Annotated in this window: 20 protein-coding genes; 9 read left to right on the plus strand and 11 right to left on the minus strand. The window is 62.9% G+C overall.

The window, feature by feature from the left end:
• The 3 genes from argH to MF606_RS09085 are packed head-to-tail and all read left to right on the plus strand — an operon-like array spanning position 1 to position 3,472.
• Positions 1-1,509, plus strand: a complete 1,509-nt coding sequence (gene argH, locus MF606_RS09075) for an argininosuccinate lyase (protein ID WP_240233469.1) — start codon at positions 1-3, stop codon at positions 1,507-1,509.
• Complete coding sequence (locus tag MF606_RS09080) at positions 1,509-2,576, plus strand: ABC transporter ATP-binding protein (RefSeq protein ID WP_240233471.1); 1,068 nt, start codon at positions 1,509-1,511, stop codon at positions 2,574-2,576. Before argH ends, MF606_RS09080 begins: the two co-directional genes overlap by 1 nt.
• Positions 2,573-3,472: a carbohydrate kinase family protein gene (locus MF606_RS09085; RefSeq protein ID WP_240233472.1), complete on the plus strand. Its 900-nt coding sequence runs from the start codon at positions 2,573-2,575 to the stop codon at positions 3,470-3,472. The genes MF606_RS09080 and MF606_RS09085 overlap by 4 nt, the downstream gene beginning before the upstream one ends.
• A gap of 317 nt (positions 3,473-3,789) precedes the next feature.
• Here the strand turns inward: MF606_RS09085 and MF606_RS09090 are convergent, their stop codons facing one another.
• Entirely contained in the window at positions 3,790-4,149 is a 360-nt protein-coding gene (locus MF606_RS09090; protein ID WP_240233473.1) for a hypothetical protein, read from the minus strand.
• 219 nt (positions 4,150-4,368) lie between these two features.
• The gene (locus MF606_RS09095; protein ID WP_240233474.1) at positions 4,369-4,872 is read right to left on the minus strand and encodes a nucleoside kinase; all 504 of its coding nucleotides are present in this window, start codon (positions 4,870-4,872) and stop codon (positions 4,369-4,371) included.
• 106 nt (positions 4,873-4,978) lie between these two features.
• Here MF606_RS09095 and MF606_RS09100 point away from each other — a divergent pair, with 106 nt between their 5' ends.
• Positions 4,979-5,590, plus strand: a complete 612-nt coding sequence (locus MF606_RS09100; protein ID WP_240233818.1) for a hypothetical protein — start codon at positions 4,979-4,981, stop codon at positions 5,588-5,590.
• Between the two features lie 125 nt (positions 5,591-5,715).
• Here the strand turns inward: MF606_RS09100 and MF606_RS09105 are convergent, their stop codons facing one another.
• The 4 genes from MF606_RS09105 to MF606_RS09120 all read right to left on the minus strand — a co-directional run bounded on the left by MF606_RS09105 (position 5,716) and on the right by MF606_RS09120 (position 13,707).
• Positions 5,716-7,332: a winged helix-turn-helix domain-containing protein gene (locus MF606_RS09105; protein ID WP_240233475.1), complete on the minus strand. Its 1,617-nt coding sequence runs from the start codon at positions 7,330-7,332 to the stop codon at positions 5,716-5,718.
• A gap of 118 nt (positions 7,333-7,450) precedes the next feature.
• On the minus strand, positions 7,451-11,176 hold the full coding sequence (locus MF606_RS09110; RefSeq protein ID WP_240233476.1) for a vitamin B12-dependent ribonucleotide reductase: 3,726 nt from the start codon (positions 11,174-11,176) through the stop codon (positions 7,451-7,453).
• A gap of 567 nt (positions 11,177-11,743) precedes the next feature.
• Positions 11,744-12,928 (minus strand): MFS transporter, encoded by a 1,185-nt coding sequence (locus MF606_RS09115; protein WP_240233477.1) that lies wholly within the window; start codon positions 12,926-12,928, stop codon positions 11,744-11,746.
• The gene (locus tag MF606_RS09120; RefSeq protein WP_240233478.1) at positions 12,928-13,707 is read right to left on the minus strand and encodes an APH(3') family aminoglycoside O-phosphotransferase; all 780 of its coding nucleotides are present in this window, start codon (positions 13,705-13,707) and stop codon (positions 12,928-12,930) included. The genes MF606_RS09115 and MF606_RS09120 overlap by 1 nt, the downstream gene beginning before the upstream one ends.
• Before the next feature lie 84 nt (positions 13,708-13,791).
• Between MF606_RS09120 and MF606_RS09125 the strand changes: the two genes are divergently transcribed.
• Complete coding sequence (locus MF606_RS09125; protein WP_240233479.1) at positions 13,792-14,373, plus strand: TetR/AcrR family transcriptional regulator; 582 nt, start codon at positions 13,792-13,794, stop codon at positions 14,371-14,373.
• On the opposite strand, the gene MF606_RS09130 is transcribed toward MF606_RS09125, so the two are convergent.
• On the minus strand, positions 14,370-15,311 hold the full coding sequence (locus MF606_RS09130) for a phosphotransferase family protein (protein WP_240233481.1): 942 nt from the start codon (positions 15,309-15,311) through the stop codon (positions 14,370-14,372). The genes MF606_RS09125 and MF606_RS09130 overlap by 4 nt on opposite strands.
• A 134-nt stretch (positions 15,312-15,445) precedes the next feature.
• Between MF606_RS09130 and MF606_RS09135 the strand changes: the two genes are divergently transcribed.
• The 4 genes from MF606_RS09135 (at position 15,446) to MF606_RS09150 (ending at position 17,710) form a co-directional block, all read left to right on the plus strand.
• Positions 15,446-15,829, plus strand: coding sequence for an NADH:ubiquinone oxidoreductase subunit NDUFA12 (locus tag MF606_RS09135; protein WP_240233819.1), 384 nt, complete (start codon positions 15,446-15,448; stop codon positions 15,827-15,829).
• Positions 15,830-15,869: 40 nt separating this feature from the next.
• A complete protein-coding gene (locus MF606_RS09140; protein ID WP_240233482.1) occupies positions 15,870-16,274 on the plus strand; it encodes a DUF2155 domain-containing protein in 405 nt (134 codons plus the stop codon).
• Positions 16,275-16,349: 75 nt separating this feature from the next.
• On the plus strand, positions 16,350-17,153 hold the full coding sequence (locus MF606_RS09145; protein WP_240233483.1) for an SDR family NAD(P)-dependent oxidoreductase: 804 nt from the start codon (positions 16,350-16,352) through the stop codon (positions 17,151-17,153).
• Between the two features lie 62 nt (positions 17,154-17,215).
• Positions 17,216-17,710: a GyrI-like domain-containing protein gene (locus MF606_RS09150; RefSeq protein WP_240233484.1), complete on the plus strand. Its 495-nt coding sequence runs from the start codon at positions 17,216-17,218 to the stop codon at positions 17,708-17,710.
• Here MF606_RS09150 and aat read toward each other — a convergent pair.
• From aat to aroQ, 4 genes are all read right to left on the minus strand, one after another.
• The gene (gene aat, locus MF606_RS09155) at positions 17,694-18,335 is read right to left on the minus strand and encodes a leucyl/phenylalanyl-tRNA--protein transferase (protein WP_240233486.1); all 642 of its coding nucleotides are present in this window, start codon (positions 18,333-18,335) and stop codon (positions 17,694-17,696) included. The genes MF606_RS09150 and aat overlap by 17 nt on opposite strands.
• A gap of 167 nt (positions 18,336-18,502) precedes the next feature.
• The gene (gene accC, locus MF606_RS09160) at positions 18,503-19,849 is read right to left on the minus strand and encodes an acetyl-CoA carboxylase biotin carboxylase subunit (RefSeq protein WP_240233487.1); all 1,347 of its coding nucleotides are present in this window, start codon (positions 19,847-19,849) and stop codon (positions 18,503-18,505) included.
• Positions 19,850-19,859: 10 nt separating this feature from the next.
• Complete coding sequence (gene accB / locus MF606_RS09165; protein ID WP_240233488.1) at positions 19,860-20,354, minus strand: acetyl-CoA carboxylase biotin carboxyl carrier protein; 495 nt, start codon at positions 20,352-20,354, stop codon at positions 19,860-19,862.
• A 34-nt stretch (positions 20,355-20,388) separates the two neighbouring features.
• Positions 20,389-20,826 (minus strand): type II 3-dehydroquinate dehydratase, encoded by a 438-nt coding sequence (gene aroQ, locus MF606_RS09170; RefSeq protein WP_240233489.1) that lies wholly within the window; start codon positions 20,824-20,826, stop codon positions 20,389-20,391.
• Between the last annotated feature and the right edge of the window lie 44 nt (positions 20,827-20,870).

Raw genomic sequence — 20,870 nt, forward strand, 5'->3', positions numbered from 1 at the left:
ATGACCGATCCTCGCCTTTCCGATAATTCGGTCTTCCCCGACCCGGTCTACAAGCAGACCGTGCTGGCGCCGCTGTTTGACGGCGCCAAGGACCACCACGTCGCCGGTTTCCGCGCCATCGACCGGGCCCACCTCGTCATGCTGGTCGAGACCGGCATTCTGAATGCTGAGCAGGGCAGGGACATTGCTCAGGCCCTCGACAGCATCGACGCCGAAGTCGACCCAACCAAGCTCGTCTATACGGGCGAGGTGGAGGACTTCTTCTTTCTCATCGAGAAGGAATTGAAAAAGCGGGTTGGCCCCGATCTGGGCGGCCGTCTTCACACGGCACGGTCGCGCAACGACATCGACCACACGCTGTTCAAGCTCGGCCTGCGCGAGCGGCTGAACATGCTGATCGGCAAAGCCCTGACGCTGCATCGGACGCTGACCGATGCCGCCGAGCGCGAAAAAGCAACGCTGATCGTCGCTTACACCCATGGCCAGCCGGCCCAGCCGACCACTTTCGGGCATTATCTCGCGGCGATCATCGAGTTCGTCGGCCGCGATATCGAGCGCCTGCTCGAGGCCTATCGCATCGTCGATCTGTCGCCCATGGGCGCGGCCGCGATCACCACCACCGGCTTCCCCACCGACCGGGCCCGGGTCGCCGAACTGCTGGGCTTCGCCGCGCCGCTGCAGAATTCCTACTCCTGCATCGCGGGCGTCGATTACATCACCGCCACCTATAGCGCCATCGAACTGATGTTCCTCCATCTCGGTCGCTCCATCCAGGATTTCCAGGTTTGGACCAGTTTCGAAGTGGGACAGATTTACGTGCCCAATAGCCTGGTGCAGATTTCCTCCATCATGCCGCAGAAGCGCAACCCGGTGCCGATCGAACACCTGCGCCACTTGGCCAGCCAAACCTATGGCCGCGCCCAGGCGATGCTCACGGTGATGCACAATACCCCCTTCACCGATATGAACGACAGCGAAGGCGAAACGCAGTCTATGGGCTACCAGGCTTTCGAGAGCGCCTACCGCGTGCTCGACCTGCTTGCGGCTTTGGTCAGCCAGATTCGCATCGATCCGGCGCGAGTTATGCAGAACATCCGCCGCTCCTGCATTACCATCACCGAACTGGCCGATAGCCTGGTTCGCCGCGAGGGCCTGTCATTCCGCGAGGGGCACGAGATCGCCGCCGCCGTGGCAAAGTCGGTCGTCGCCAAGGGTGGAGACCTCGTCAGCGACGGCTACGGCCCGTTCACCGAGGCCTTTGCTAAGGCGACCGGCCGGGCGTCCACGCTGGATGCGACGACCTTCGCCGAACTGGTGTCGCCCGAATATTTTGTCTCGGTGCGGACCCGTTTCGGCGGTCCGGCGCCCGAACCACTGGCGGCCGCCATTGCCAGCTACCGGCAGGAGGCTTCACGCCTCGCCGAACAATACGAAAACCTGCTGCGCCGCCAGGCTGATGCCGCGCGCATGCTCAAAACCCGCTTCGACGCATTGAAGGATAAAGCCTGATGGCCAAGATCGAACTGCAGGGCCTCGAAAAGGCCTATGGCAATACCCGCGCCGTGCATGGCATCGACCTGACCATCGAGGATGGCGAGTTCGTCGTCTTCGTCGGTCCATCCGGCTGCGGCAAATCCACGACGCTGCGCATGATTGCCGGCCTCGAGGATATTTCGGGCGGCAAGCTGCTGATCGGCGACGAGGTGGTCAACCAGCGCGAACCCAAGCAGCGCAACATCGCCATGGTCTTCCAGAACTACGCCATCTATCCGCATATGACCGTGGGTCAGAATATCGGCTTCGGGCTCTACACCTCCAAGCTCTCCAAGGCCGAAAAGCAAAAGCGCATCGAGGAGACAGGCAAGATCCTCGGTCTCGAAAAGCTGCTCGGCCGCCGTCCGGCAGCCCTGTCGGGTGGCCAGCGCCAGCGCGTCGCCATCGGCCGCGCCATGGTGCGCGACCCCGTGGCGTTCCTCTTCGACGAGCCGCTGTCCAACCTCGATGCCCAGTTGCGCTCGCAGATGCGCATGGAGATCAAGGGCCTGCACCGGCGCCTGGGCACCACGATCGTCTATGTGACGCATGACCAGGTTGAAGCCATGACCATGGCCGACAAAATCGTGGTGATGCGCGACGGCAATATCCTGCAAGTGGGATCGCCCACAGACCTCTACGAAAACCCGGTCGATGTGTTCACGGCGCGCTTCATCGGCAGCCCGTCGATGAACATGCTCGAGGGCAATATTGCTGGCGGCCTGCTTGGTGTTGAGGGCGTCACGGCCTCGGGCCTCAAGCTGCCGGCCCATGAGGGTAGGGTACTGGTCGGACTGCGCCCACATGATCTGAAGGTCGGCGACGCGACTGGCGCGGGCCTGTCGGCTTCGGGGATTGTGGAGGCCGTTGAACCGCTGGGATCCGAGACGCTGGTGCACGCGCAGATCGGCAAGACGCTGGTGACGGCGACCGCGCCGGGCCGCGTCGTGCCCGCCATCGGCAGCACCGTTTCGGTTCATGCCGATACCGGCGCGCTTTATCTGTTTGACGCAGCGAGCGAAAAGGCCCTGGGGCGCGCATGACTTCTTCGCCAAACAGGGCAGGGGCGGTACTGAGCCTCGGACGCATCTATTGCGACATGGTGTTTCGCGGGCTCGACGACATGCCCCAGCTCGGTCGCGAGCTGTTTGCCCGCGATTTTGCCATCACGCCGGGCGGCGGCGCGCTGATCACCGCGGCGCATGTGGCGGCGCTAGGACGGCCCTCGGCGCTGCTGGCCCGGTTCGGCACCGATCTGCTCTCAACCGCCATGGCTGGCCAGATCGACGCCCTGGGCCTCGATCTGCAATTCCTCGATCGCGACGAATTGGCCGGTCCGCAATTGACCGTGGTGATGGTCAACAACAACGACCGCGCCTTCCTCTCGCGCCGTGCCGGGCACGCCAGGCCGGCGAGTTTCGAAGCGGCGATCGCCTGGCCGCAGGCCGCGCATCTGCACATCGCCGAATATGCCACGCTGCACGAAATGACCGACGCCATCGCGGCTGCCAAACGGCACGGGCTCACCGTGTCGCTCGACCCGAGCTGGGACGACGACCTGATCCGCGATCCCGCTTTTTTCGAGCGGGCTGCGGGCGTCGATATCTTCCTGCCCAATGCCGAGGAAGCGCAGGCCCTGACCGGCGAAACCGACCCGGCCGCCGCCATGTCCATTCTGGCGCGGCATTTCCCGCTCGTCGCACTCAAGCTGGGTGGTGACGGCGCCATGGTCAGCGCCGGCGGCGAAACCCTGCGCCGGCCCAGCCCGCGTGTCGACGTTATCGACACGACCGGGGCCGGCGACGCCTTCAATGCCGGGTTCCTCCACACCTGGCTCAACGGCGCCGGCGCCGGAACCGCCCTTGCCGCCGCCATCGAAGCCGGCACCAGCTCGGTCCAGGCCTCCGGCGGTACCGGCAGCCTGCGCGCGGCCAGCTAGGACGATTTGGACATCTGGTTGTGCCGAAACGCCGCCCGGCCCGGAGGCGTCGCGGTTTCACGGTAACGGGCGGCCTTTGACTCGACCTTGTAGACAAATGGGAGGCAAAGGCCGCCCGTCACGAACCGCTCTTTGGGCAGGGTCCGGGTTCAGGCGGCACCATTATTGCAGGTCCGGCTGCCGAGTTTCCCCCCACTGGACGGGCGCCCCCATCCCACGGTCTCCCCACCCGGCTTTGCGTGAAGCCTGTGACTGGCAGGAATGGGGGCATGATGGCACGGGGTTTGGGGGCGGGGATAAGTTTGTGGCCTGCAGGCTCAATCCGATGGCGGCGGCAGAGTATCGGTGCGCGAGCGGCGCAGCCCCGCTTCGGTGAGGTGAGCATAGCGCTCCTCGAAGGCGAGCGCGGCCGCCGTCAGCCGCGTCACCAGGATGGCGAAATCGGCCACGGTCAGCGGCCGCTCCAGATCGAGCCAGACGAAATGCGGAATATCGGGCGCGCGACGGAACAGACGATTGGCGGTGTGGATGATGCGATTGAGGCTGCGCAGCGACAGGTCGCCGACCATGCCGGACGGCTTGGCAACCCGCAGCACATAATTGAGTGCCGCCAGGTCTTTCGAGAAGCGATTATAGGCAGCGATGGCGCGAGGGCCGAGCTTGGGTTTGGCTTGCATGCTGAGGTTCCCCAGTGAAACCGCCAAGCATAGACGCGAGGGATAGGGGCGGGGATAAACACCCGAGGCTGGCCGGACGCGCGTGATCCCGGCGCAGGCAGGCCCTCAAGCTGGGTGAGGTCGATGGGCGCGGAGATGGTTCCGGTCTGCGCGGCGCCTCAGGGCGGAAAGGTTCGGTGGACCAAGCCTGGCTTCAGCCCGCGCTGGGCCCGTCGTGTCCTAGCGGCAATGGCCGAGGATGGTGTCGACGACCTCGGCGAGGGGCCTGGTGGCGTCTATGCGAATGCCGTCTTTGGGCTGGTTCTTGCCGCTTTCATGCAGGGCGATGATCAGGGCGCGTTCTGCCGGCTCGGAGCCCCATTCGTTGACGCGCGTATCGATGCGGCGCTCCAGCGTTTCCCGGTCCAGTCGGAGCAGGAAGACGGCGTCCATCCGGTGGATGAACTTGTGCCAGTTGCGCGAGCCGCCGCAGAAGAAGGTCTTCTCGTGGGTCTTGTCGGCAATGATGGCGAGGACCTGGTCGAGGTCCCAGATGTGGTGATCGCTGATGAAATCGAGATCGCCAGGCGGCGGCGTGAGACGCGCCCCGGTCTCCGGATCGCCCTGATAGGCCAGCACGCGATCGCCATGCACGACGTGATGGCCACGGCGCTCCAGCTCGGTGGCGATGGTGGTCTTCCCAGCGCCGGAGCTGCCTTCGATGAGGTAGTTTTTGATGGCCATGTTTTGCTCCTAGCGGCGTTTGCCGGTGGCATCAACCGGCATCAAACCGGCGCGATCCGGTTGCCGGTGCATTGCTGCGCGGGCGCAACTCACCTATCTCCGCTGCATGGCGCGCGCGAAAAAGGACGATAACGAACCCAGGCTGACCCGGGAGTGGCTGCTGCCAGCGGCTGCGACGCTGGGCTCGTCGGTGCGGGCCAAGGGCATCATGCTGGAGACCCGCGCAAAAATGCCGCTGGCGCTGCGCAAGGCGGTCGACGTCCGGGCCGGGGCGATTGTGCTCAGCATGCCCGAAAGCGCCGCAGCGGAGTTCGCCAATGCGGCTAGCATCGTGGAGACTGTGCTCGCTGGCGCCGAGGACCAGAAGGTCATCCCGCGCGAGATCGAGGATATTCTTGGCATCAAGACCGCCGAGAGGCATCGGTGGCTGAAGGACGGGCGGCTGATCAGCGCCGGCACGCGCACGATCAAGCTGCGCGGCCGGGCGCGCAAAATCACCTTCCATGTGTTCGACCCACGCCATGTGGAAGACCTGCTCGACAGCGGCGTGATCGACGACTGGCGCGAACAGGATGCCGAAACGGCACGGGAAAACCGCCGCCGGGCGGCGTGGCAACGGAAGCTGGCGAAAGCGGGCAAGGCGGCACCGGAGGGTGACGGCGAGCGCGTGGAACTGGTGGGCTGGGCGGAGTTTGAGCGGGACGGGTTTCTGCGGTAGGGCGCGTTGGACGGTGCTTGGTGTGGCTGTTGCCGCCCTCTACCTCATTACAATCACTACGTCATCTTCTCGCAGGCCGGGATCCATCCTGAGGCCCGCTCCCGTCATGAACTTGCAGCTTCAATTTAGGCTCTACGCCTGTTGAGCTCGTTGAATGCGGAAACCACGCTTTGTGACGTTGCTATATACGCTTCAGCGTTACTAGAGATGGCATTTACCTCTACGACACCCGCTGCCTGAGCTTCGACATAGAGCTCCCGTATATCGTTTTCCAGCGCGACAGGTAGGGCCCGTTTAGATAGCTGAATGGCTGATAGTACGTCCATCGGCGTTTCAAAGCTTTTGAGAAGGTATCCCGATTCAATTGCGTGAATATTCAGCGCGTACTCTACCTTCGACCAAGCCTGCGCTCTCTGATCAACTTGCGAACCGTCAATCCTCGGCTCTAGCCTCTCAAACTCGTCTTGATCTGTCTTGGCATAGGTTGGAAGCCATGCCATCGCGTCTCTGAGCCATTTCAACTCTGCAAGCTTGGCAATGCCCTCAAGCGGCTTTTTGTTGCCTAGGACAAAATCGACGGTAGTCCTGTCAATGAGGCCGATCATTCCCTGAGTGACTCCTTGACCCGCCTTGGACTTTTTCAGTGCTTCCCCGCCAAACAAGACCGCTAGGTATGCTGAGGCTGCCGGTATTGTAGCACCAGGAATGGTCAGACCGGCGAGCGTGACTAGAACCGCTCCTCCTGCAAGCACGATCGCCGCGTTGCGAACTAGGCCCCCTACATAGGCGTGATACTTGTCAGGGCGGGATGAATCGCGAAGAGCAACTATTTCTTCTACGTGCGACTGGACTTGGGAGGATACTGGAGCGGTAGGGTCTAGGAGAGCATAAGCTAACGCCTGCTCGTGATCGCGCAGCTCCTGGATTTCCTTCCCTGTCGCATCGAACTCATGTGCGTCCGTTAGCAGGGATTGACCATCCTCTGAGCACATGAGGAAGGCACCATGTAGTCCCAGAACGGCATCCGCGATGGAGTCCGGTTCGGTAGTGAGCGGGAACAAATTGCTGTCGCTTTGCCGAGGATTGCGGGCGCGATCAACAAGCGACGACAGGATCAGCCCCTGCCCAAACAACCTGCCGAAGTCGATGTCTCGCACATCTTTGTCTATCAGACCTAGATAGTTTGCTATGGCGAGTTGAAGATGCGGCCAAACGCCATCTTCTCGCGCTAGGGACCTTTCAAGTTGCATGCATGCATCTATGAGAGCGGGTTTCAACGCCACCAGGCGTTTCGTGTTGTCTGCTTTAGCAGTGCTAGTCGAAGAGAACGTTAGTTGGCCTTCTTCTAGGGTGAACTGGGGTCCCGGAACTTGATTGGGTAGCTTTCCTGGACCCTTTGTTGCAGACCTTCGCTCTTTTATCAGTCTGCGCCATAGGGTTCGCAATTCCTCATCGGACATGAAGCGGCCGGTCTCAGTAAGTTCCCAAACCCCGCGCTCCGGGTTCGTGACAACTCCTCCCCATTTTAGGTAGGTTCTCACCCAAGCCAAGTCGTATTGAAACTTGGTTCTCCTGTCGTCACCATGGGGAACCGCGAGTGCTTCTTCCGTCAGTCCGAGAGCCGTGGCTACGCCTTCTTCAATTTCTACTATACTGGCTGCGCCGCCATTCGCCCTGATAACGGCTACCGTAGCGGGATAGTAATCTTCGCGCGGGGGTAAGCCTAACAATGATCGGTCCACCGTTCCCTCCAACAACTAAAAGGTGGTCGCTACCCTGAGCGACCACCTTGAACTCCTCGCGCAACTCCGTGACGCCGCCCTGCAACTACTGTTGTTACTACTACGACGGCGGCTTACTTCAGCTACACCCAGTCGTCGTCCCGCACGTATCGCACTTCAGGCACGTGCCATTCCGCACCATGGTGAAGTTGTGGCACTCGGTGCACTGGTCGCCCGTGTAACCCTTCATCTGCGCCTCGGCCCGCAGCAATCCCGCGTCCTTTGACGGCGGCGGGCTTGGGATCGGGTTCAGTTCGGCGGGAGCAAAAGCGGCCGGGGCGAGTTGGGTTTCCTGCTTGAGGGCCGTGGCGGAGCGGAGGGCTGTCACGGTGGAGGTCTGCATCGCCTGGACCGGGTTGACCAGATGGGTATCGCCCGAGACGATCATCAGGTTCTTGTTGGCGACGCGGCCGCGGGTCATGCCGCGGGAGACAAAGCGCTCGGCGGGCACCGGGGCAGGGGCGGACGCAGCAGAGCCGCGCGCGCCTTGCTCCTCGGCAACGCCCTTGCCGAGCGAAGTCGGGCTATCGGGATTGACATGGGCGAGGTCATCCCGGTCGAGGTAGGAAACGGCCAGTTCGCGGAACACGTAGTCGAGGATCGACGTGGCGGACTTGATGCGATCATTGCCCATGACCATGCCTGCGGGCTCGAAGCGGGTGAAGGTGAAGGCCTCCACATACTCGTCCAGCGGCACGCCATATTGCAGGCCAAGCGAGATGGCGATGGCGAAATTGTTCATCATCGCGCGGAAGGCAGCGCCTTCCTTGTGCATGTCGATGAAGATCTCGCCGAGGCGACCATCGTCATATTCGCCGGTGCGGACATAGACCTTGTGACCGCCGACGACGGCCTTCTGGGTATAGCCCTTGCGGCGATGCGGCATCTTTTCGCGGCTGCGGACTTCCACTTCGCGCTCGATGATGCGCTCGACGATCTTTTCGGCAATGGCGGGAACGCGGGCGGCGGCGTTCATGCTCATCAACTCTTCGACGTGGTCCTCTTCGTCGTCTTCGTCAGCAGCGGCGAGGACAGAAGAATTCAGCGGCTGGGACAGCTTGGAGCCGTCGCGATAAAGCGCATTGGCCTTGAGGGCCAGGCGCCAGGACAGCATGTAGGCCTCCTTGGCCTCTTCGACGGTGGCGTCGTTGGGCATGTTGATGGTCTTGGAGATCGCGCCCGAGATGAAGGGCTGCGCGGCAGCCATCATCAGGATGTGCGATTCAACCGACAGGTAACGCTTGCCGATCTTGCCGCAGGGGGTGGCGCAATCGAACACCGGCAGATGCTCATCCTTCAGGTGCGGGGCGCCTTCCAGCGTCATGGCACCGACGACGTGCAGGTTGGCGGCCTCGATGTCCTTCTTGGAGAAGCCGAGGAACGGCAGCAGCTCGAAGGAGAAGTCGTTCATCTGCTCGTCGGTGACGCCCAGCGACTTGAGGAAATCGACGCCCAGTGTCCACTGGTTGAAGATGAACTTGATGTCGAAGGCCGAGGCGGTCGCGGCATTGAGCGCAGCGATCTTGTCGTCGGTAAAGCCCTTGGCCTTGAGGGTCGAGGGATTGACGCCAGGGGCCTGGTTCAGGTTGCCATGGCCGACGGCATAGGCCTCCATTTCGGCAATGTCAGATTCCGAATAGCCCAGGGTGCGCAGAGCCGGGGGCACGGCGCGGTTGATGATCTTGAAGTAACCGCCACCGGCGAGCTTCTTGAACTTGACCAGGGCGAAATCGGGCTCGATGCCGGTGGTGTCGCAATCCATGACCAGGCCGATCGTGCCGGTCGGGGCGATCACCGAAACCTGGGCATTGCGGTAGCCATGCTTCTCGCCGAGGGCGAGGGCATTGTCCCACGCCACCTTGGCGCGTTCGGAGAGGTTGGCATCGATCAGCGAGCCGTGGTCGAGCGGCACTGGGGTGATGCTGAGGGCTTCGTAGCCGGTCGCATTGCCATGGGCGGCGTTGCGATGGTTGCGGATGACGCGCAGCATGTGCTTGGCGTTGCGCTTGTAATCCTTGAACGCGCCGAGCTCCTTGGCCATTTCGGCCGAGGTGGCGTAGCTGACGCCGGTCATGATGGCGGTGACGGCACCGGCAATGGCGCGGCCTTCGGCCGAGTCGTAGGGAATGCCCGAGGTCATGAGGAACCCGCCGATATTGGCATAGCCGATGCCGAGGGTGCGGTATTCGAACGAACGCTCGGCAATCGCCTTGGACGGGAACTGCGCCATCATCACCGAGATTTCGAGCACAATGGTCCAGAGGCGGACGGTGTGCTCATAGGCAGCGGTGTTGAACGAGCCGTCGGCATTGCGATAGGGCAGCAGGTTGACCGAAGCCAGGTTGCAGGCGGTGTCGTCGAGGAACATGTATTCCGAGCAGGGGTTCGATGCGTTGATCGGACCGGCCTCGGGGCTGGTGTGCCACTCGTTGATCGTGGTGTGGTACTGGATGCCGGGATCGGCCGAGGCCCAGGCGGCATAACCGACCTGTTCCCACAAATCACGAGCCTTGAGGGTCTTGGTGACCTTGCCGGACTGACGCGCCTTGAGCTGCCAATCGCCGTCACCTTCGACGGCGCGCAGGAAGTCATCGGTGACGCGGACGGAATTGTTGGAATTCTGGCCGGACACGGTGAGGTAGGCTTCGCTGTCCCAATCGGTGTCGTAGACCGGGAATTCGATATCGGTATAGCCCTGCTTGGCGAACTGGATGACGCGGAAAATGTAGTTCTCCGGCACCAGCGCCTTCTTGGCAGCGCGGACTTCGCGCTTGAGGGCGGGGTTCTTGGCCACGTCGAAGCAATCGTCGCCCGAACCTTCGCAGTTCACGGCGGCCTTCATGATGGCCTTGAGGTGCTTGCTGACGACCTTTGAGCCGGTCACGAGCGCGGCGACCTTCTGCTCCTCCTTGACCTTCCAGTTGATGTATTCTTCCACGTCGGGGTGATCGATATCGAGCACGACCATCTTGGCGGCGCGGCGGGTGGTGCCGCCCGACTTGATGGCGCCGGCAGCCCGGTCGCCGATCTTGAGGAAGCTCATCAGGCCGCTGGACTTACCGCCGCCCGAGAGTTTTTCGCCCGAGCCGCGAAGTGCGGAAAAGTTGGTGCCGGTGCCGGAGCCATACTTGAACAGGCGCGCTTCGCGAACCCAGAGGTCCATAATGCCGTTTTCGTTGACCAGGTCGTCATTGACCGACTGAATGAAGCAGGCATGCGGCTGCGGATGCTCGTACGAGCTCTTGGACGAAACCAGCTTGTGAGTGAAGGGGTCGACATAGAAGTGGCCCTGGCCGGGGCCGTCAATGCCATAGGCCCAGTGCAGGCCGGTGTTGAACCATTGCGGGCTGTTGGGGGCAACGCGCTGGGTGGCGAGCATGTAGGCAAGCTCATCGCGGAAGGCGAGGGCGTCTTCTTCGGAGGCAAAATAGCCGCCCTTCCAGCCCCAATAGGTCCAGGTGCCGGCCAAGCGGTCGAACACCTGGCGACTATCCATTTCCGAACCATACCGCTCGCCTTCCGGCAGCTTGGCGAGCGCCGCTTCGTCGGGGACGGAGCGCCACAGCCAGGACGGTACGGAGTTTTCTTCGACCTTCTTGAGGACCTTGGCGACGCCGGCCTTGCGGAAGTATTTCTGCGCGATGATATCGGCCGCGACCTGGCTCCAGGTCGAGGGGATGGCGATGTCTTCGAGTTTGAAGACCACCGAACCGTCGGGGTTACGAATCTCGCTCGTGGCCGAGCGGAATTCGATTGACCCATAACGGTCTTGGTTGGCGGTCGTGAACCGGCGTTCAATGCGCATAGTCGTCGTATTCCCCAATGTGACAGGCACACAGGTGCCCGCGAGCCGAAACCCGGCTTCTCATCCAAATCTGTGTTGACGCTTCACCAACCGGGCCCGTTCTGGCGGACCCGAAATCTTGCCTGTGCCAAGGCTCGGCGCCGGTCTTGTGCCAGCGCTCGCTACCGAGGACTTGCCCGCAGCGGGAGTGCTTGGGGCCGTCGAAAACACTCTGCCGATTCAGATGACGCGTCAACGTCAGAAATCACAAGCGCTAGTGGTTGGGGTGGGCAGAAAGACAACCACTAGTAGGGGTAATATGTGGATTGCGGGGACAAACTGCAAGGAAAACGCGGTGTTGCGCCGCAAGATTTATGTGCCCTGAACCGTTACACGAAGACCCGAAACGTGAGCCGAGGAAGTGCCGCTAAAGCCACGGGATTCCTTGATGATCGTGCCTCGCCAGCGCGCGTTAACCGCGCGCTAACCATGCCGGAGCTCGGTAGAATCGGTTGGGCCAAAAGCTGTCAAGCGCAGAAATTTTGGCGAGATAGTGGCCAATGTGGCTTTGACCACCAGTAGTAGTGGTCAGTCGATCGCGCGCATGCCACGGCGTTGGCCGACAAAGACCCAGATGGCGACCGGGATCATTACCACGCCGGCCCAGCCATAGGCGGGCAGAATGCCCAGCCATTGCGCGATGAAACCAAACAGCAGGGTGGCGGCAATGCCGGCGACGTTCTCAGCCGCTACAAGGGCCGAAGTCGTGGTGGCACGGCTGCGGCCATCCATGATGCGGTGGAATCGGGCTTCGGCAAGCACGGCGACCGGTGCGATGGCGACATAGGCCAGCTCGAGCAGCAGCACATACCACTGATTGTTGCCGAACGAGGCCGCGATGAGCAGGGCGCCGCCAAGCAAAGGCAGTGCCCAAGCCAGCCAGGGGCGGCCGGACAGCCGGTGGGCGGCGACGCTGGCATAGGCGTAGAACAGCTCGACAGTGCCAGCCAGGACGCCCCAGGCCCAGATCGGCACCGAAACGGCGAGGTAATAGAGCTGGTCGAACTCTTCCAGCAGTTCGAAGGTGATCAGACCCACCGCCATATAGACCGTGACGAAGCGCAGGTCGGCGTGGCGGCGAAATTCGCCGAAGGCATCGGCAAAATGCGAGAGGTAGGTGGCCGGCGTTTCGTCACCCTCGCCGCCACGCATCGGGCGGTTGTCGCGCAACGCCAGAGCCAGCACGGCCCCGACCAACAGCGGCGGGATCGACAGCCAGACGGCCCAATCCATGTTGAGCTGCGCGACGAACCCGCCAACCAGCGCACCGGCTCCGATGCCAAGGCCCTCTGCGGCGGCGTCGCGACCCAGGACTTTATCGAAATCGTCGCTACGGCCCTCGGCGGCAAGTCGCTCATAGAGCAGGGCCTCACGCGTACCCGATTGCAGCGCCTGGCCGGCGCTCCAGAACAGGAAGCCAAGCCCGTAGAGCCAGAAATTGCCGTTGGCGACGCCCCAACACACGAAGGTCAGCGCTTTGAGCAGCGGCGCCAGCACCAGCAATACCCGCCGGTCGAAATGGTCCGACAGCGCGCCTGAGGGCATTTCGAGCACGATGGCCGAGGCCGACCAGAATGCCAGCAGCACGCCGATCTCGCCAACGGCTATGCCCTCCAGCTCAAACAGGGCCGTATAGATGGCATAGGCCAGCATGAAGTCGAACAGGAAGACATAGGCATAGTAGGCGCGCAGGAACCGCCGCAGGCCGCCCATCAGAAGAGTTCGTCGAGCGCGCAGTAGTAGCGGAAGCGCTCTTCGTCCCAATCGGCACCGTAGGCGGCCAGAAATGTCGGCACGTGCGCCTCGCCGCAATTGAAGATGATGCTGCGGCACGCAATGGCCAGATCCTGCCAGGGATCGGCGACGCCGAGGCGGCCGCAGTCGATGATGCCGGAGAAATTGCCATTCTCGGCCATGATGTTGGGCAGGCTGGCATCGCCATGGGCGACAACCAGGTCCTCGTTGCTTGGCTGATGGGCCAACAGCCAATCCAGCACGGCCGAGGCGGTCCAGCCGTCATAGGCATCGTCAAAGTCAGTCTCGTCGACCAGTCCGGCTGCAACATTGGCCGAGCCCTCGCGTAGCTTGGCGGTCAGCCGCTGATCGAAGGCGCAGTTGCCCGGATCGAGCGCGTGCACGGCGCGCAGGCCGGAGGCGAGGACCTGGCAAAGCCTGGCAGGGTCGTCGGTGAGCTCAGTGAGATCACGGCCGGGCAGGGCGGTCATCAATAGCCAGGAAGTGTCGTCGATCTCGACATATTCGCGAACCCGGGGCGCCGGAACCGGGGTCGAAGCAAGCCAGTTGAGGCGCGCCACCTCGCCCGGCATCTCACTCAGGGGATGAACCGGCGCATGTTTGAGGAACAGCGTCTCGCCACCGCCATGGATCCGCCAGACCCCGGCGCCCGACTCGCCCAACGTCACCTCGGTCCATTCCCGATCGCCAAAAGCGGCGAACTGCGGTGGAAGGTTTTGGGGGAAAGAGGTGGACATTACGCACGATTCCTGTTTCAGAACGATAGGTGGATAACCCCGCAGGGTCGGTAGGTCAATGCGTTACAGAACGATCGGTTAGAAATGGCGCGCCCCAGAACCTATGATCGTGACACGGTGCTCGACAAGGCGATGAGCCTGTTCTGGCGGCTGGGCTACGAGGGCGCCCATCTGAGCGCGCTGGTTACCCATACCGGCCTCAATCGCTTCAGCCTCTACAAGGAATTCGGTGGCAAGGCGGGACTTTACGAGGCGGCGCTCGAGAAGTTTCTCGGCTACCTGCTGGGGCAGTATCGGGACATTCTGACGGTGCAGCCGCTGGGCCTGGAGAATATCGAGGCAGTGTTGCGCTCGCTCCAATATGGCAGCGAATACTACGGCTGCTTTATGATCAACACGCTCACCCAGCGGGACACCGTGCCGGAGGGCGCCTACGCCAAGGCGCTTGCCGGCGCCGACGAAATCGAGGCGCTGTATTTCGGCAACCTGGTCAGCGCCATGGCGCGCGGCCAGATCGCCAGCGGCAGCAATGTCGCCGGGCTGGGTAAGATGCTGCAGACACTGGACCAGGGCCTGCATATCCAGGGACTCGCGGGCACCAGTGACGCCCAGAAGGATCGGGTGATCAGCGCAGTGATGGCTGGCCTGCGGACGGGCGTCGCCTAGACTGCGGCGCGCCGCAGTGCCTCCTGGTAGAGTCGTGATAGCCGCTCGCGCGCCTCGGGCGTCGATGCCACCTCGTTGCCGTTGAAGCGTGTGCCGTGCTCGGCCATGAAGTCGAGCAGGAATGTCGCGACGTAGAATTCGAAGAGCGCGTCACGTGTCAGCCCGATGCGGGCCAACCAGGCCGCGACATAATCCTCCGCTCCGTCCCAACCCAACATGGCCGTGGCCGTAAGCGCCGCCGCGTAGCGCGGGTCGCCGTAGCAGAGGTCATCGACATCGACGATGCCGGAAAGCGTCCCCGCTGGCGACACGATGACGTTTTTCGTCGTCGTGTCATGCAGGAAGGGCGTGGGCGCGACGGCGTCAATGGCGGCGCGATGGCCGGCAAACAGGCGCTCCGTGTCCGTGATGACCTCCAGAGGAAACAAGCCATTGGCGGTGATTAGGCGGCGCGAACGATCGATATGGGCCGCGATGACGCCAGCCCAACCATCATGCGGCGCCTGTTCCGGCGTCGCCGCATAGCCGAAGCGAGTGGACTGTCCCGAGCGGGCGGTCGCAAGCTGGGCATCGGCGACCGCTTCCGCCACGCGGCGGTTGCCGGCCGGTGAGAGCTCGTGAAGGACATGGCCGAGATCGGTGCCCGCCAGCCGCTCCATGACGATATAGGGCACGCCCTGCTGCTCGCCGGTGGCGAAAATCGCGGGCAGGGGGACGCCAAGGGGCCGGAGCGTTTCCATGAGCTCCTGGCCCTGCCGCAAGGCGCCGGACTGTTCCGGCCGGCCCATGCGCACCACGGCACGATCGCTGCCGTGGCTGACGTCGTAGACGAAAAACGCCATGCCGGTGGTGAAGCGGCTGGCGTCCGCTTCGGGCCATCCCAATACCGCGCGGGCCACGTCGCGCGCGAGGCTTTCGGACGGGAGCGTGGTGGGCATCGGCGTTCTCCGCTTGGTGTGGCGAAATGCTGTATCACAGCCACCGGCAAGGGCTAGGCTCACGCCCATACCCATGTTACACCCGGCCAACTCGCATATCTCGACGGCGGAATCGACAATTGGCCAAATCCGGTATCAAGCAGTTCCTCACTGAAATCTTCTCCTGGTGGAGCGGCCAGACCTGGGGAACGCGCCTGTGGATCTGGCGGTTCGGCGAGTATGTCGGCAGCGACGAAGCGGGTAACCGCTACTACCAGGACAAGAAGGCGAACCGCCGCTACGTGACCTACAACGGTTACGCCGACGCGTCGTCGATCGGCGCCGGCTGGCACGGCTGGATGCACTACCGGACGGACGTTGCCCCGAGCCAAGCCAAGTATGTCGCGCACTCATGGGAAAAGCCGCACGAGGCCAATCTCACCGGTACGGCCGCGGCTTACCGTCCGGATGGCAGCTTGCTTGGCAAGGGCGAGCGCCCCCGCGTGACCGGCGACTACGACGCCTGGTCGCCTGAATAAGGCTGGCGCATTGCGCCGGAACGTCCACACACGTCGCAAAATGATCGAGACGCTGGCGCCGCTGATGGTGCTGGCGTTTTTTGGCTTGGCGGTTCCGGCAATGGCGCAGCCCATTGCCAACCCGGTGGCCACCTTTGCCGGGCTCGACAAGATTACCGGACGCATCACGCGCTTCGATGTGTATATCGATGAGACCGTGCTGTTCGGCGCGCTCGAAATCACGCCCCGCGCTTGTTACGACCGGCCACCCTCGGAAGCGCAGCGCACGTCCGCTTTTCTCGAAGTCGACCAGCGCAGCCTGACGGGCACCAGCAAGCGCATCTTCACCGGCTGGATGTTTGCCGATAGCCCGGCGCTCAATGCCGTGGACCACGCCGTTTACGACGTGTGGCTCGTCGAGTGCAAAACCAGCTCGGATGTCCCGCCGCCCGACGAGCGGGAATAAAGCCCGGCCGCTGTCGGAATCTCCAATGCCGGACCGTCCTTGACCCTGCTGCGACGCAGCCGGAGGATGTGGGGCATGACCCGGGAGGTTTCGATGTTGCTGAGGGATAAGGCCGCGATCGTTTATGGGGCGAGCGGCGCGGTGGGCGGGGCTGTGGCCAAGGCCTATGCGCGTGAAGGCGCCCGGGTATTTCTGGCGGCTCGCGGCATGGCCGGCCTCAATGCGGTCGCCGAAGAAATTCGGGCCGCGGGCGGGCATGCCGAGGTGCTGCCGGTTGACGCCAAGGACAAAGCTGCTGTCGACGCGCACCTGGCTGACGTGGTCGCCAAGGCTGGGCCGATCAAGGTGATGTTCAACGGCGTCTCCTGGGACGACACCCAGGGCGAACTGCTGACCAATATGCGCTTCGATCGCATGCTGACGCCGGTCACCCATGCCTTGACCACCTGGTTCCACACCGGCACGGCTGTGGCCCGCCACATGGGCGAGAATGGCGGCGGCGTCATTGTCGGCATCACCGCGAATGTGGCCCGCTGGCCGGTGCCCTATGTCGGCGGCTTTGGCGTGGCCTGTGCGGCGGTCGAGAACTATCTGCGGCAACTCGGGATGGAGAACGGGCCCCAGGGCGTACGCGTCTGCTGGGTGCGCTCGCCGGGCTCGCCCGACGCGCCGGGCGTCCGCGAAGCGTGGCAGCTACGCGCCAATGAGCTCGGGGTGACCTTCGAGGAGGTGCATCGCGAATTCGCCAAGGATACGCCACTGCGCCGGGTGACGGCTCTCGCCCAGGTAGCCGATGCGGCTGTGCTGCTGTCGAGCGACCTGGCGGCGGGCATGACGGCGACATTGGCCAATGCCACCGGCGGCGCGCAGGTCGATTAGCAAGCCCGATCAAGCGCGGCTCCCGCAAGCCGATAGCGTGGAGGCATCACAAGGAGGATCACATGCTGACCGAACCAAAAATCGTCGAAAAGGCTCCCCAACCCTATGCCGCCATCCTGCTGACCCTGCGTCAGCCGGAAATCGCCCAGCAAGCCCCGCCGCTGGTCGAGGATGTTATCACCTGGGTAAAGGCGCAGGGCGGGGCGCTCGCCGGGGCGCCATTCTTCAACTACGTCAACTTCTTTCCCGGCGGCACGATGGAAATGCAGGTCGGCATGCCGACCAAAAGCGTGCTCAAGGCCGATGGGCGTTTCGCCACCGGCACGCTGCCGGGCGGCAGGTATGCGTCGCTCACCGCCACCGCTCCCTATCACGAGCTGCACGATGCCAACATGAAGCTCGACACCTGGGCGAAGGCGCAGGGGCATAAGCTTGACGGCACCGAAGACGGTGACCGCTTCATCAATGCTGTCAGGATGGAAATCTACCACAAGGACCCGGGTGAAGACCCGTCCGGCCACCCCGTGACCGAGATCGCATTCAGGCTCGCGCAGTAGCGTCCCACGCGGACCAGTCGCCATTGAGGGGGAGCGCTTCGGCTAGGCGCTCCTCATAGAGCTCGCGCGGAATTTCTATCCCGCCAAGTGAGGCCAGGTGCGGCGTAACGAATTGCGTATCGAGCAGAACGAAGCCGCCGGCCTTGAGTCGCTCGACCAGGTGAGCCATCGCCATCTTGCTGGCATTGGTCTTGCGGTGGAACATGGATTCGCCAAAGAACGCGCCCCCTATGGCGAGCCCATAGAGGCCGCCGACCAGCTCGGTGCCGTCCCATACCTCGACCGTATGCGCCACGCCGCGGCGGAACAGTTCGCCATAGACGTTGCGGATGGTGCTGTTGATCCAGGTCGAGTCCCGATCATCGCCTACGGTGGCGCAGCCCTCGATGATGGCCTCGAAATCGGTATCGACCTTCACCACGAAACCCGACTTGCGGATGGCCTTGCGCAGGCTTGTGGAGAGGTGAAAGCCATCAAGCGGAATGATGCCCCGCATTTCCGGGCTGACCCAGAACAGGTCCTCGTCCTCGGCGTCCTCCGACATCGGGAAGATCCCGGCGCGATAGGCGCGGATGATCAGTTCAGGGGTGATTTCGATATCGAAGGGGTCTTGCCGGTGGGCCATCGTGCTCCCTTCCTTCGAGGTGAGATGCCTCAGTCGTCTCCCTCCCCCTTGCGGGGAGGGATCAAGGGTGGGGGCGGTTAGCCGCGATATCGGGGCTCTCAACACCCCCTCCCAACCTCCCCCGTCGAGGGGAGGAGCCGCGCGGTGGGCGTGGTTGGAACTGGGCCTCAGACCTTGTTCTCGGCTAGGTACTTTTCTAGCCAGTGGATGTCGTAATTTCCGGCCAGGATATCGGGTTCGCGGATCAGGCGCTGGAACAGTGGCAGCGTCGTCTTGATGCCATCGACGACGAATTCGTCGATCGCACGGCGCAGGCGCTGCAGGCACTCTTCACGGGTGCGACCGTAGACAATGAGCTTGCCGATCAGCGAGTCATAATAGGGCGGGATCTTGTAGCCTTGATAGACTGCGGAATCGACGCGCACGCCAACGCCACCGGCCGGGTGGTAGAAGGTGATCGTACCGGGTGAGGGTGCGAAGGTCTGCGGATCCTCGGCGTTGATGCGCACTTCGATGGCATGGCCATAGAACTGCACCTGATCCTGCGTCATCGACAGCTTTTCGCCCGAGGCGACGCGGATCTGCTCATAGACGATGTCTATGCCGGTGATGCGCTCGGTGACCGGATGCTCCACCTGCAGGCGCGTGTTCATTTCGATGAAATAGAACTCGCCGTTCTCGTACAGGAACTCGATCGTGCCGGCGCCCGAATATTTGAGCTTGCGCATGGCGGCGGCGCAAATCTCGCCGATCTTGTCGCGCTCTTCCGGCTTGATGGTCGGGCCGCCGGCCTCTTCCCAGACCTTCTGGTGGCGGCGCTGTAGCGAGCAGTCGCGCACGCCAAGATGCACCGCATTGCCCTGGCCGTCGCCCATCACCTGGACTTCGATGTGGCGCGGCTTGCCGAGGTACTTTTCCATATAGACGCTGTCGTTGCCGAAAGCGGCCTTGGCCTCGGTGCGAGCGGTCGACCAGGCTTCGAGAACGTCTTTCTCGGTCTTGGCGACCTTCATGCCGCGGCCACCGCCACCGGCAGTCGCCTTGATCAGCACCGGGTAGCCGATTTCCTTGGCGGTCCGCAGTGCGTCTTCGTCGCTCTCCACCGCGCCAGCCGAGCCGGGCACCACGGGAATGCCCAGCTCCACGGCCGTCTTCTTGGCCGTGATCTTGTCGCCCATGATCTCAATGTGATGGGCCGACGGGCCGATGAACGTCACCTTGTGCTCGCTCAAAATCTTGGCGAAGCGGGCGTTCTCGGACAGGAACCCGTAACCGGGATGGACCGCATCAGCGCCGGTGATTTCACAGGCAGCCAGGATGGACGGGATATTGAGATAGCTGTCCTTGGCGGCGTTCGGCCCGATGCAAACGCTTTCGTCGGCGAGGCGCACATGCATCGCGTTGGCGTCGGCGGTGGAGTGCACCGCCACGGTCTGAATGCCGAGTTCCTTGCAGGCACGCAGGATGCGCAGGGCGATTTCGCCTCTGTTGGCGATGAGGACCTTCTGGAACATGGAGTCCCCCTTACTCGATGACGACGAGCGGCTCGCCGTATTCCACCGGCTGGGCATCCTGGACGAGGATGCGCGTGACGGTGCCGGAGCGGTGCGCCGGGATCTGGTTCATCGTCTTCATGGCTTCGATGATCAGCAGCGTCTGGCCTTCACTGACCTTGGCGCCGACATCGACGAAAGCCGGCTTGCCGGGCTCGGGCGACCGATAGGCCGTGCCGACCATGGGGGAGGTGAGGGTGCCTGGGTTGGAAGCAAGGTCTTCGGCGGCGACCGGGGCAGCGGCGGGAACCGAACCGGCCGGAGCGATCGAGGCCGGGGCAGCCTGCTGCGGCGCCTGGATGTATTGCGGTGGCGCAGCGTAGGTTACGCCTTCATTGGCGTAGGAGCGCGTGACGCGGACCCGGAAATCTTCCTTCTCGATCTCGATCTCGGCGAGATTTTCCTTATTGAGCAATTCGGCAATGGCTCGGATCAGGTCCTGATCGTCCTGCGATGACTTGGTCATTCTTGTCGGTCTCCCGCGCGTTACGCGTTGATCGTTATTTGAGTTTTTCGGCCAAGGCCACAAGGGCTAGTCTATACCCGGTGATACCAAAGCCGCAAATGACACCAAGCGCTACCGACGACACATAGGAATGGTGCCGGAACGGTTCGCGCTGGTGGATATTGCTGAGATGCACTTCGGCCACGGGCAAGCCAACCGCCTTGAGAGCGTCATGGATCGCGACCGAGGTGTGCGAATAGGCAGCAGGATTGATGAGGATCGCGTCGGCGGTTTTCCGCGCGTCCTGAATCCAGGTCACCAGTTCACCTTCGTGGTTGGACTGGCGAAAATCGACATGGAGGCCCAGCTCGTCGCCGGACGTCTTGCACAAGACTTCCACGTCCTTGAGCGTGTGCGCGCCATAGATGTCAGGCTCGCGGGTGCCGAGCAGATTGAGGTTCGGGCCGTTGAGGACGAGAACGCGCTTTGCCATGATTTTTGCCTTGTGCACCGGCCCCTTGGACCGGCGCAAGCCCG

Source organism: Devosia lacusdianchii (assembly GCF_022429625.1).
Classification (GTDB): Bacteria; Pseudomonadota; Alphaproteobacteria; order Rhizobiales; family Devosiaceae; genus Devosia; species Devosia lacusdianchii.